Annotated in this window: 12 protein-coding genes; 7 read left to right on the forward strand and 5 right to left on the reverse strand. The window is 48.1% G+C overall.

Annotated features, from left to right (window positions below; all coding sequences use genetic code 11):
• Window positions 1–60: 60 nt before the first annotated feature.
• The gene (locus tag ACES2C_RS18930) at window positions 61–681 is read right to left on the reverse strand and encodes a hypothetical protein (protein WP_374164620.1); all 621 of its coding nucleotides are present in this window, start codon (window positions 679–681) and stop codon (window positions 61–63) included.
• A gap of 379 nt (window positions 682–1,060) precedes the next feature.
• On the opposite strand from ACES2C_RS18930, the gene ACES2C_RS18935 reads away from it, so the two are divergent.
• The 4 genes from ACES2C_RS18935 to ACES2C_RS18950 all read left to right on the forward strand — a co-directional run bounded on the left by ACES2C_RS18935 (window position 1,061) and on the right by ACES2C_RS18950 (window position 4,679).
• Complete coding sequence (locus ACES2C_RS18935) at window positions 1,061–1,795, forward strand: hypothetical protein (protein WP_374164621.1); 735 nt, start codon at window positions 1,061–1,063, stop codon at window positions 1,793–1,795.
• Window position 1,796: 1 nt separating this feature from the next.
• Window positions 1,797–3,029: an SUMF1/EgtB/PvdO family nonheme iron enzyme gene (locus ACES2C_RS18940; RefSeq protein WP_374164622.1), complete on the forward strand. Its 1,233-nt coding sequence runs from the start codon at window positions 1,797–1,799 to the stop codon at window positions 3,027–3,029.
• A gap of 39 nt (window positions 3,030–3,068) precedes the next feature.
• Window positions 3,069–3,980 (forward strand): gliding motility protein GldN, encoded by a 912-nt coding sequence (gene gldN, locus ACES2C_RS18945; protein WP_374164623.1) that lies wholly within the window; start codon window positions 3,069–3,071, stop codon window positions 3,978–3,980.
• A gap of 396 nt (window positions 3,981–4,376) precedes the next feature.
• Window positions 4,377–4,679, forward strand: coding sequence for an SdpI family protein (locus ACES2C_RS18950; protein WP_374166988.1), 303 nt, complete (start codon window positions 4,377–4,379; stop codon window positions 4,677–4,679).
• A 42-nt stretch (window positions 4,680–4,721) separates the two neighbouring features.
• On the opposite strand, the gene ACES2C_RS18955 is transcribed toward ACES2C_RS18950, so the two are convergent.
• From ACES2C_RS18955 to ACES2C_RS18965, 3 genes are all read right to left on the reverse strand, one after another.
• Window positions 4,722–6,446, reverse strand: coding sequence for a M56 family metallopeptidase (locus ACES2C_RS18955; RefSeq protein ID WP_374164624.1), 1,725 nt, complete (start codon window positions 6,444–6,446; stop codon window positions 4,722–4,724).
• A 7-nt stretch (window positions 6,447–6,453) separates the two neighbouring features.
• On the reverse strand, window positions 6,454–6,834 hold the full coding sequence (locus ACES2C_RS18960) for a BlaI/MecI/CopY family transcriptional regulator (RefSeq protein WP_374164625.1): 381 nt from the start codon (window positions 6,832–6,834) through the stop codon (window positions 6,454–6,456).
• Between the two features lie 490 nt (window positions 6,835–7,324).
• Window positions 7,325–7,549: a hypothetical protein gene (locus ACES2C_RS18965; RefSeq protein WP_374164626.1), complete on the reverse strand. Its 225-nt coding sequence runs from the start codon at window positions 7,547–7,549 to the stop codon at window positions 7,325–7,327.
• Between the two features lie 792 nt (window positions 7,550–8,341).
• Here ACES2C_RS18965 and ACES2C_RS18970 point away from each other — a divergent pair.
• From ACES2C_RS18970 to ACES2C_RS18980, 3 genes are all read left to right on the forward strand, one after another.
• Window positions 8,342–9,220, forward strand: coding sequence for a DUF1080 domain-containing protein (locus ACES2C_RS18970; protein ID WP_374164627.1), 879 nt, complete (start codon window positions 8,342–8,344; stop codon window positions 9,218–9,220).
• An 88-nt stretch (window positions 9,221–9,308) separates the two neighbouring features.
• Window positions 9,309–10,019, forward strand: coding sequence for an EcsC family protein (locus ACES2C_RS18975; protein WP_374164628.1), 711 nt, complete (start codon window positions 9,309–9,311; stop codon window positions 10,017–10,019).
• Between the two features lie 30 nt (window positions 10,020–10,049).
• Complete coding sequence (locus ACES2C_RS18980) at window positions 10,050–11,252, forward strand: DUF763 domain-containing protein (protein WP_374164629.1); 1,203 nt, start codon at window positions 10,050–10,052, stop codon at window positions 11,250–11,252.
• 1 nt (window position 11,253) lies between these two features.
• On the opposite strand, the gene prmC is transcribed toward ACES2C_RS18980, so the two are convergent.
• Window positions 11,254–12,129 carry a peptide chain release factor N(5)-glutamine methyltransferase gene (gene prmC, locus ACES2C_RS18985; protein ID WP_374164630.1) on the reverse strand — a complete coding sequence of 292 codons (876 nt, stop codon included), beginning with the start codon at window positions 12,127–12,129 and terminating at the stop codon, window positions 11,254–11,256.
• Window positions 12,130–12,167: the final 38 nt, after the last annotated feature.

Raw genomic sequence — 12,167 nt, forward strand, 5'->3', positions numbered from 1 at the left:
AAAAAACCGCCTCAAAAGGGCGGTTTTTTTATTATTGCAAGAATCCCTGCTTCTAACACGCTATTTTAGAACTCCATCCGCAGCCATCTTAGCCGCCACAACCCTTACATAGTCCTCTATAAAGCGGTTGAGACTTGAAGGACTGTCAGTTCTCGATTGAGCTGACCAGATCAGCTTGTCGGTCCTGGCATCAAAAACGTTGGTCTCCAAATAATAGACGCGTTCAAGAGTGTAATAACCGGGGTCATAGAAGCGCCCGTAATATCCCCGGTAATATCCCCAAAAATTTCCGGCCCATCCCCATGGAGCATAAGGACTTCCAACGTACCTTTCCTGCGTCTGCTTGTCAATGACGGCGTTGGTCACAATCAGGTCCGTGTCGTAATCCTTGATCTTTTTAAGCAAGACATCCTTATCCTTGCTGCTCTTACTTTCCAGATCAGGCGGAAAAGCATCCATACTTTTTGTTACGGCTGCTCCCCGTGCAGAAAAAACAGCAGCAAGTTCACTTTCCACCTTTTGCTTGGCCGAAAGGTTGTTCGTAAGCGCCGCTACAAAAACCTTTTTATAGGTGATAGAATCCGACACGCCCTCCTTCTTCCAGGAACCGACAATCTGAGTAGACGACCCGCAGGCGCTTATCAGGGAAGCCACTAATAAAACATAAAAACATCTCTTCATAAATGTGTGATTATAACCTATAAACAACGTCGGCGTCCCCGGTGTTTATTGTGTCTGATAATTAGTCTTTTACTATTGGGAACACTTTTAGTAAAATAAAAATTATTGATTTATCGATTTGCTGATTTGACCAATTTTAGAACTATTTTCTATTGAATTTGTTAATCCGTCTTGTATTACCAGTGAAAAATAGGAAGAAGCAGGACGCAGCGTAATGAGTAAAGCCAGCTCGAATGTCTTTCCTGGCATTTAAACATCGGGCGACGGTTCTTAAAACACTAATGAGCCCCGCCCGCTGACAGGACTGAAACCAGTATGAACAGCTTGTCTCCTGCAAGACCGCGAAACACACACTTAGAAATAAATATGTAGCACAATTATGATTTTCTTTTACAACGCAACGACAGAAAAAAAGGCAACTGCAATTGCGATACTACTCTGTATCTTTTTCATCACTCAGCAAGTGAACGCGCAGTTCGCATACCCCTATAGTGCGGGCCTTGGCGTAGGAGGCACCATGATGCATGCTGATTTTAAAACCGCGGATATCGGATATAATGTAAATGGCACCTTCGATCGTAACATCACCCCATTTCTTACAACCGGCATTACCCTGCAGGCTGGAAAGACATCCGGAAACAGCGTATTCGGCGGGTATAAAAATAATTTCATAGCCGGTGACTTTAATATCAAGCTCCGGGCAGGACAGTTTTATGCGGCTAAAAAGAACTATGGCTTGTATTCTATTAAAAACCAAAGTCTGTTAGGGTACCTATCCTATCTGTATGTCGGCATTGGAGCCGGCGTCATCAGGAATAATATAGACGCCAAAATCAAAGAAGGAAACGACATTCCCTACTTTGATGATGAATTCGGCAGTTACCACAAGACAAAGATGGTCATCCCCGCCTATTTCGGCATTGACCTTCCCTTCAAGCAGTCGATGACTGGCCCAACCTGGGCGATCAATATCAACTACCAGCTGAACATGAGCTCATACGACCGCCTTGACGGCTTTATTCCCCGTGGCAGTAACCACAACGATTTCTACTCATGTCTTACCATAGGAGTTAAGAAAGCATTATTTGGAAAAAACAATCTATTCATTAAGTAATATGATCAAAACATCTATCACCAGCACATTTATACTTTCTGCGGCTACCGCACTGATCATGTCATCATTCAGCAGTCCTCAGGCCCGGCTGAGCCCGCCTCCGGGGAAAAGCCTGCCTGCTCCTCCGGGAATGGTATACATTCCTTCAGGCACCATCAACTACAAAACAGGATCAGACAGTGCTGCCGGAAGTAAAAATATCAGCATCAGTTCTTTCTTTATTGACCAGGCCGAAGTGTCAAACAAGCAATACAGGCAGTTTGTCAATTGGGTTGCCGACTCAGTGGCCATCACCAACTACCTGAACGATCCGTCGTACTTTAAAGAGATCAAACAGGGAAGCGGAGCAACCGCTATCAGCAGAAAGATTATCGACTGGGATAAAGTAAAAAAGAAGTCGCCGTTTGATGATCACTCGCCTGCTGTGCAGGATAAGCTCGCCCCAATGTTCGTCATGCGGGGAGACCGGAAAATGCTGAACCCTAACGTGCTGAAATATGCATTCACCTACCTCCGCTCCGGAGGGAACACAGCAGGGCAATACGTGACAGACACCGTATCGGTAATGCCGGCAGAAAGCATCTGGTCGAAGGACTTCCCCAATGCCCAGATGGCAATGATGGATCAGAACTATTTCTATCACAGTGCCTTTGATAACTACCCTGTCGTTGGAGTCACCTGGAAACAGGCACGGGCATACACCGACTGGCGCGGAAAGGAATTTGTCGCTTCCCTTAAGAAAAACTCCTACCTCAAAGACTTCATCTTCACTTTTAGCCTACCTACCGAGGCACAATGGCAGTATGCAGCACAAGGCAATGGCAAAGGCAAAGCCAGCACCGAAAAAATGGCCGCGAACTTTAAGCAGGACGAAGGACTATATTCCAAAGACGGAGCGACCTTCACGCTCCCCGTAAAGTCGTACTCGCGAAACGAGTTCGGAATCTACAACATGGCAGGGAACGTATCAGAATGGACCCTTGACGCCTACAGTCCTTCCGCCATCGAATTTGTGAACGACCTTAACCCTGTGCTTCTGTACGATGCTACTCCCAACGACGGGGAGGTCAGAAGACGAAAAGTTGTAAGAGGAGGATCATGGAAAGATCCCGGCATACTTTTGAACAGTGATACAAGGAACTATGAAAATCAGGACATGCCACATTCTTACATCGGTTTCCGCTGCGTGATGTCGGCAATCGAAATTCCATCAGCTCAGGTTAAAGCAAAATAATACACTGATTATTAATCATCTATCAAAACTACCAAGATCATGAAAAATGTCGCACTTTTATCGATATGTCTGGCTGCAGGGCTTGCGACACAAGCTCAGGAAATGGTTTCATCCGGAAGCGTTGCTCAGACAGCAGCCGGTGCCGCCGTCACCCAGATGTCTGTTAATACAGACACTATTCCTCAAACTGATGGCTTTTTCAATACAAACAAGGCGCTGGAAGAAGCCATCCCCTTCAGCTATCCCGACGTTAATCGCAATAATATTCGTTTTTACAAGCGTGTCTGGCGGGATATAGACATCACCGACAAAAACAATCTGGTCCTTGGCGTTCCGGGCAAGTCGCTGATCGAAGCGATCATGAAAGACATCTCGGCGGGAAGACTCACCCCCTACGAGCCTTCCGACGAAAGCTTCACTCACAAGCTATCAGCTAAGGAAGGACAAATGAGGTTTCAGGACAGCGTACTGGTTCCTATTTTTGATGCCGACGGAAACCAGATCGACTCTAAGATGATGCTGAACGAATTTGATCCCCAGAAGGTAACCAAGTTCCGTATCAAGGAAGACATCTTCCTTAACAAGCAGCGGGGCAGGGTAGAAACACGCATCATCGGCGTTGCGCCGTTGATGAATGTCACAACCTCCGACTCCTCCGCAACCGCTATTGGATCAACTCCTGCTTTCTGGCTTTATTTCCCCCAGCTAAGGTACACCCTTGTTAAGATCGACATCTCCGATCCAGATCGCGACCTTTTCGAGATGACAATGGACGACCTCTTTGTTCAGCGCAAGTTCGCCAGCAAGATCGTTCGTGAATCATCATCCCTCGGTTCAGTAAGCGCGCAGGATGCAGCACTCGACGCAGATGAGGCAGAACGAAAGATCCAAGAGTACAAACGGAATCTGTGGAAAGTGCCGGCGTCTGTTAAGGTAGCCGCCGGAAAGTAACTTTTTCGGTTTTAAGCGGCCGGGACGATACGATGCCTTAAGATCAAGTCACCGTATAATATCTGCACGGACTGTCCTTTTGGACGGCGTGCAGATATTTTTGTAAAAGTATCTTTGTTCTTTAAGGCCAGGAAGAACACTCAATCGTCCTTCCATCCTCCGTTTGAGAGCGCAGCTCATGAGTGTTCTTTGTAAAAGAGTATTGCTTTGTAATGGCCACAAAGAATATTCAACCAGCTTTCAGCTTCGATTTGTTAGCACAGGTCGTGCGTTTATTAAATTTAATCAGAATCGATCAGATAAGTTCGCTTCTTAGAGGCGCATATATTGAAAACAAACGTGGACTCAGATATACTTACACATACGGACTTTGCAGAGCTTGTTATTGGTGTAGTGATGCTTGCTGTTGCTTGCGTATTTAAGCTATTCCCACCGAAAAGAATAAATCCCTTTTACGGTTACAGGACACACCGTTCAATGAAGAATTCTGAGACCTGGAGACAGGCGAACAGGATGTCTTCTACAATAATGCTGATCAGTCAGCTGGGTATTCTGAGCATCACTCTATTTTCCAGGCTGATCTTTCCTGCGATTCATACAGCTCGTCTTATTATATTCCTGACGTTGCTTGTGGCCTCTATCGTACTTAATATTGTCCTCACGGAACGACATCTGAAAAGAGTATCCACGGAAAGCTAAGAAAAGGCGATTGAAAGCATGGTGTGACAATATATGTTGAACTTATTTCGTCGCCTTCTTAGGGCGCTCTGTTTTTTGCCCGGCTTCAGCCGCATTTTTTGCCTGATCTTCAGCTCTTTTCTTCCACTCCAGAGATTCAAATTGCTTTTGAATCTCCTGTGCGTGCTTCTTTATATCTTCCATCTGTTGTTTCCACTCGGGACTGTTAAAATATTTCGCCAGACCTTCTGAGTCTGATTTGACTTTAGCGATTTGCCCCTTCCACTCGGGGCTCTCAAAATGCTTTTTCATCTCTTCAGCCTGTCTCTTTATAGCTTCGGTACGGGCCTTTCCCTCGTCCCCGCTGAAATGTTCCTGAATGTCCTGAACCTGCTTTTTCAGAGACTCCATCTGATTCTTCCATTCATCACTTTTAAAGTAATTTGCGATGTCTTCCGACTGCTTTTTTATGCGCTCAACCTCCTGCTTCCATTCAGCACTTTTGAAATACTTTGCTGTAGCAGATGCAGCACCTTCACAGGAGTCTGCAGGCGGGGCCGGTAACGCAGGACGTGCAGGCAATGCTGCCGGAGCCGCAGGTGCAGACTGAGCCGCAGATGCTGGCAGTGCAGCAGGTGCAGCGGCAGCAGCAGGACTGAACGGGCTGGCTGACACGGTATCCGCAAAAGCGGTCGCCAGAGCCGTCTTACGTCTGGGGAGTACTTCGTTCCGCTGCAGACCCATCGTACATTGTGCTTCAAGCTCTGCAATTCGTTTGGCTTCTCTGGCCCTGGCATGTTCGTCCCCTCTGGCAGCCTCCAGCGGCTTCACCCATCCAAGGAAAAGCACGGTTACCATCAGTCCTGTCAAAACAATAGCTTTAGGCAAGCCTGTTGATTTTGATGTTTCCATATCTGTTAAACGTTTGATTCGATCTAGCAGGCAGTTCTTCTGTCCCGCAGCCTGCATCATAAGGCTATAACCCGACCGCGACTGTTCCAGCAGGAACAAAGCCTTTGCATAAGAAACTGTAGCGTCGCTTTGTCTCAATACCACATCGTCACAGCAGTATTCTCGTTCGCGTTTGATCTCAGCCGAGAGCACCCAGGTTACCGGGTTAAAGAACAGCAGCATCTCCATTAGCCTTTGCAGGAAATTCCAGAAATAGTCATTACGCTTGATATGCGCCAGCTCGTGTACCAGGATTGCTTCTACCTGCTCAGTACTCAGGTTGTTAAGGGCGGCAAGAGGAAATAAGATCACCGGCTTCAGCCAGCCAGCCGTAAAAGGACCGCTTATCCGTTCACCGAAGAAGAGCGCCACCTTCCTTTTTATCCCCAGCTCCATCATTAAAGCCTCCAGGCGGATCTGCCATAGCTCGTTTTGCTGTAAATAACGCTTGTCCTTATACCACTGCACCTTCAGGATCGAGGTGGCCAGCAAGACAGTTTGTAGGACGATTCCGGCTACATAGAGTAAACTGATCTCCAGAGCGTAATAATGGACAAGGGCCTTAATGCTGAAGAGATGAGGGCTCAGATCGGGAGGCCGCACTGATTGGGACTGCTGTGGCAAACTGCCCCCGTCGAGAAGCACCAACACAAGGCGTGCCCCGAACAGCAAAAAACTGAGGCTCAGAGCGGCATACAGAACCCGGTAACGAAACGCCGAGTCCATCCACGGAAGAAGAAAGATTACTAATCTTGCTAATAAGTAAATTATCAGAGCCTGCCCCAGCGACTCATACATGGCTTCGGTCAATCCATGAAATAATTTAACAGCTTCCATAACGGTTCTATTTTTTATCGAGTTGATCCAAGTATTTCCTGATCTGTTCAATTTCTTCTTTCGAAGACTTACTGCTGCTCAGCGCCTGCATCACCAGTTGCGTTGCCGACCCGTTAAACACAGTATCGATCACCTTATTCAGAATCGTGCGTTTCGTATTTTCGGGCGATAATAAAGCGCGGTAGACGTGCGTGCGCGAACTCGTGTCCCGTCCCACCATACCCTTTTCGTGCATAATCTGCATCAGCTTCAAGGTTGTTGTATAGCCAACCTCCTCTCCCCTTTCCTCTGCTAAAGCTTCATTCACATCTCTTACAGTACAAGCTCCCTTCTCCCAGAGTATCTGCAGAATTTCAAGCTCACTATCGGTCGGTCTCACATTCATCATAATTACGAATAATTTCGTATTACAATTATACGAACACTTTCGTAATTAAAAAACTATTTAACATTTTTTTGCAAAAACATTCGGATGCAGCGTTCAGAAATTGAACAAATTGGTGATTTATAGCCGTTTGTATTTATCAAACTCCGCAGCCGATCTGATTGAGGCTTTTTGAAAAACGATCAATAATTTCTATAACCTGGCAAAGCGATTCAATTGAGGGCATTTAAGAAAGAGCTAATGACGGCAATAACCCAGCGAAGCCATCTCATTTCGGCCTTTTGGAAAAAGAAATAATGATGTTATAACCTAACGAAGCGACCTCACTGAGGTCTATCCCTGCCGACAAGGAAACTTGTACGAAAAAGTTTCCGAGCAAGGCTAACGAACAGAATACCACATTAAACTACGGTTCGTTGCCCGCTGAATGAATGAGAAACGCCTGCCAGGGAAGCAAAAAAAGAAAAATATAAACCGTAATTCTATAAAGAGTTTAAGCGGTGTACTCCTGAATCGCTTTTCCAAGCACGCTCACTTCCTCATTCTCATTAAATAGCGGAAGCTCTGTTTCATCGTCCAGCTTCAGCCACTGCCCTTCATCGTCCTTTTGGATCTTCATGTATTCCTTCCCTTCTTTGAAGATCGTATAAGTCCCTTCCTCCTCAGGAAATACCGAATAGGTGATCTCACCCATTTCAATGTCAAACGGTTCTTGCATTTGGCAAAGGTACAGGAAGTTTCAATAAGCCGAATCTCTCCTGCTAAATTCTTACGGCAATCCTCCTCAATTCTTGTCATCTGACCCGATTATAAGCAGCAGATTCTACGACCGTGCCGGCGTTTCTTCGTCGGTTTGCCGTCAGTTTATCGTCGGTTTGTCGTCGTTTGGCCGTCGGTTTGTCGTCGGTTCGCCGTTTCTTCTTCGCTTCTGGTTATCCCTTGCTTCGTTCCTGCGCCGTCGTTTGACCGTCGCTGCTTCGTCGTTTGGCCGTCGCCGCTTCGTCGTTTGGCCGTCGTCGCTTCGTCGTTTGGCCGTCGCCGGACTTACATCCGGTAAAAAAATCGACGAATAACCGGCGAGGCAGGTACAGCCCAGGTAATAGTGAGGTCTGCCCCTGCAAGGCGGCAAGAGCAATGAAGGAACAGCCGTAAGCACAAGATGTGCCATCTAGCGCCATCTGGCACCATCTGGCACCGTTGTTTGCTGGTCATCCCAGCCTCTGTTACTTTTGATCTTCAGGAGGCCCGGTATGAGTCAGAGGGAAATTTCTTAACATAAGCAAAGCAGGACCGTCAAAAAGATTAGAACGACATGACAGGATTATTTTACACATTGAATGATAACGCCACATGGAAGGCAGAGCGTCGGGATCACAACCGGGGGCTCCAGATCAGTAGCCCAAAGAGCCGGAGAGCGCGGTACTCTTGTATCAATTTATCCTATTCTTTGCTTATTTTTCACTTTATCTGGCTGAACCGCAAAATCGGCTATGTTTACGTTTCAAAAACCATGAAAAAACTATCGCTGCTTGCCATCCTGTTATTCCTCTCTCCCCTCATCACCTCTTTTCGCGCCGACGAGTCATGGACTCCGTTGCTTGATCAGCAGCTGAGCCACTGGCGCACGTACCAGAGCTACCGTCACAAGACAACCTATACCGGCGACGTCCCGAAAGACGAAAAGGGCAATCCAACTCCGCCGATCGGATACGACAAGAATGAGGCGAAGGTCTTTTCAGTAACGATGGAAGGGAAAACACCGGTCTTAAGGATCAGCGGCGAGATTTACGGATGCGTCTTTACCCGCCAGGATTTTGAGAACTATCACCTCAAAATGAAGGTAAAGTGGGGCGATAAAAAATGGGAACCCCGCCTGCTTGAACCCATGGACTCGGGCATTCTCTACCATTCTCGGGGCGAATGCGGAGTTGACTATTTCCGCTCCTGGATGCTTTCGCAGGAATTTCAGATGATTGAACGAAGCATGGGCGACTACTGGTGCATCGCTAACTCGCAGATAGACATAAAAGCAAAAAAGCAAGCGGGCAAGGATTCATTGATCTACAGTCGCGATGGCAGGCTCTATCAGCTGGGTCAGGGCGCGAAAGATCGCTATTACTTCTGCAAAGCGGCAGCTGATTATGAGAAGCCGAAGGGCGAATGGAATGAAATTGAGCTGATCTGCTACCAGGACAAGAGCCTGCATATTGTGAATGGCCATGTGGTAATGGCTCTTTCAAACTCGTCCTGGTATGACGGGCGAACGGCGCGCGCCCTCACCAAAGGAAAGATTCAGCTGCAGAGTGAAGCGGCCGAGGTTTTCTATAAGGATATCTACATACGCTCCATTAAAAGCCTGCCTCCGCAGTATAAAAGCTATTTTCAGTGAGACCTGCGCCCTCCACTGCATATCCAAATGATAACAAAGCAAACAAATGGAGCGCTGTCGGTTGTTTACTGAACTATAAGCCCAGCGCATGAACTACGAAGAACTAGCCCGGCAGGAACTGCAGGCCTGGCAGTATAAAATGCAGAAAGATCCAGGCTTGCTGGACAAACTGTCTAAAAGAACCCAGGACAAGCTGAACAGCTTTATTCCTGAAAAAGCGCATCAGGCTATTACACTTACTATCCAGAAGATGGTGCAGGCGGTACTGTTTGGGGCAAAGTATACCACCATGCTGCCGCAGCCCGAAGCTCCTCTGCAGTGGAAAGAAAGCAGGCTGCAAGACCGCATACTCTTCTACCGAAACACAGCGGTAGCGGAAGGTGCGGTAACCGGAGCCGGAGGTATCCTGCTTGGTCTGGCCGATTTTCCGCTCCTGCTGACTATCAAGATCAAGTTTCTCTTTGATGCCGCCGCCATATACGGCTTTGATGTAAAAGACTACCGGGAGCGTTTGTATATTCTTTACATCTTTCAACTTACATTTTCGAGCAAAGGGAAACGCAAGGAAACCTTCGCTATTCTTCAAAACTGGGCGGCGTATTCAAGCAACCTTCCGGCCGACCCTGAGCAATTCAACTGGCGAGAGTTCCAGCAGGAGTACCGCGATTATATCGACCTGGCCAAGATGGCTCAGCTTCTTCCGGTAGTTGGTGCACTAGTGGGCGCAGCGGCTAATTATAAGCTGATAAATCAGCTTGGGGAAGCAGCGATGAACGCTTACAGGATGCGCATCTTTTAATTCCCCTTTTATTTACTAACTTTGTTAGCAATGAGAAAATCAGGAAGTGCAGACCTGCCTCTTCATTATGGATCGGTGCCCCAGTGGCTCGCGCAACGTATGTCTGCGCTTGGGCTCGCCATAACAGAAGCTATCGTATCTGAGTATGGAAAGCAGGAAATCCTGCGGCGACTGAGCGACCCCTTCTGGTTTCAAAGCCTCGGAGCGGTGCTTGGGATGGACTGGCACTCGTCGGGCATCACCACTTCTGTGATGGGTGCGCTGAAGCGGGCGATCAATCCTCACTCGAAGGAACTGGGCATTTATATATGCGGAGGCAAGGGCAGACACTCGCGCGAGGCACCCAGGGAACTCCTAAACGTAGGCGACAGGACGGGACTGGACGGATCGTGGCTGGTGCGCTGTAGTAAGTTAAGTGCAAAAGTAGATAACACCGCTGTCCAGGATGGTTTCCAGCTTTATATGCACAGTTTTATTGTGAGCGATGAGGGGCAGTGGACGGTAGTACAGCAGGGGATGCAAACAGGAGGAACAACAGCGAGACGGTATCATTGGCATTCTGCAGACCTGACATCGTTTGTGGAAGAGCCGCACACCGGGATCTGCGGAGCGAACCAGGGCAGAATCCTGAACATGGTGGCAAGGGAAGCCCGCGCTTCTCGCACTGCAGTGATGACCATGACAGGGGAACGTCCGCAACTGATGCTGGCTGAAGCACAAAAACTGGTGATGCCTTCACACCACGATGTGAGAGCAAAGGACGTGGACCTGAAACGATTAGGAAGTGTGTTATGGCTGGCACATGAGAAAAGACCAGCCGACTTTGAAGAGCTTCTTTTACTTGAAGGCGTCGGACCAAGAACCCTACAATCGCTCGCCCTGGTCAGCGAAGTCATATACGGTGCCCCCTCCCGCTTTAAAGATCCGGCGCGGTTTTCGTTCGCTCACGGAGGTAAAGACGGGCATCCGTTTCCGGTGCCCTTGAAGGTGTACGACGAGACCATCTCCACGTTGAAGACAGCCGTTGATAAAGCGCGGATCGGGAACTCCGATAAGCAACATGCTATACGAGCGCTCAGCGACATTGCACGCCGCGCAGAAAAAGGCTTCACCCCAAATGCTAACTTTAACAGCTTAATTGAGAAAGAGCGCGCAGAGTCCTGGAAATATAGCGGGCGAACCGTCTTTGGAGAAGAACGACCGCCTTCCGGCGCCCAGCTTAAGCTATTTTGAACTACTCATCCTTCCAGGCCATCACCATGCGATCTTTCCCCCTCAGATCCTGCCGCAGTTCTGTTTTAAATCCCTTTTCTGCCAACAACGAGCAGGTTTCATGTCCGAAACTCTCATTGATCTCCAGGAACAGGGCGCCGTCTGGCTTCAGATGCTTCAAAGAGAACTCGGCAATATGCCGGTAAAACAACAGCGGGTCCTCATCGGGGACAAAGAGGGCAGTGTGTGGTTCAAAATCGAGCACATTCTTGTGCATTCCATCTTTTTCTGAATTGGTGACGTAGGGAGGATTGCTCGTAATCAGCGTGAAGGACTCGGGCTGGAGACTGAAAGAATCGTCCAGGATATCGCCCTGGACAAACCTGACCTCGGTTCCATTCATCACGGCATTCCTGAGCGCTATCTCGATTGCTTCATTGGAAATATCAAGTGCAGAGACCTCTGCCTCAGGCAGGTTCTTTTTGATACTTACCGGAATACAACCGCTGCCTGTGCCGATATCGAGTACAGAAACCTGGCCGTCAGGCCAGCCTTGTTTCTTACGTTCATTGACCAGGGTCAGCACCCAGTGCACCAGCTCCTCCGTCTCAGGACGCGGAATCAGAACGGAAGAGTTGACCTTGAAACGGAGACCAAAAAAGTCGGCTTCTTCCAAAACATACTGAAGGGGCCTGCCGAGGCGAAGCTCATCAAGGATGCGTATGAGCGAAGTCTCCTGTACCAGAGTGAGGGCGTCGCTCTTATGAAGCATGTAATAGCTTCTGCTTACATTACAAACGTGCTCTACTGCAAGCGCGGCGATGCCTTTGGCCTCTTCTTTCTCGTAGAAAGATGGAAGCTGATTGACGTAGATGGTCTCGATATCTCCGAATGTCATATTTCTGCAAAGTAAAACATTGTACCCGGCTTAACTAC

The sequence above is a fragment of the Arcticibacter sp. MXS-1 genome (assembly GCF_041902385.1).
Lineage (GTDB): Bacteria > Bacteroidota > Bacteroidia > Sphingobacteriales > Sphingobacteriaceae > Arcticibacter.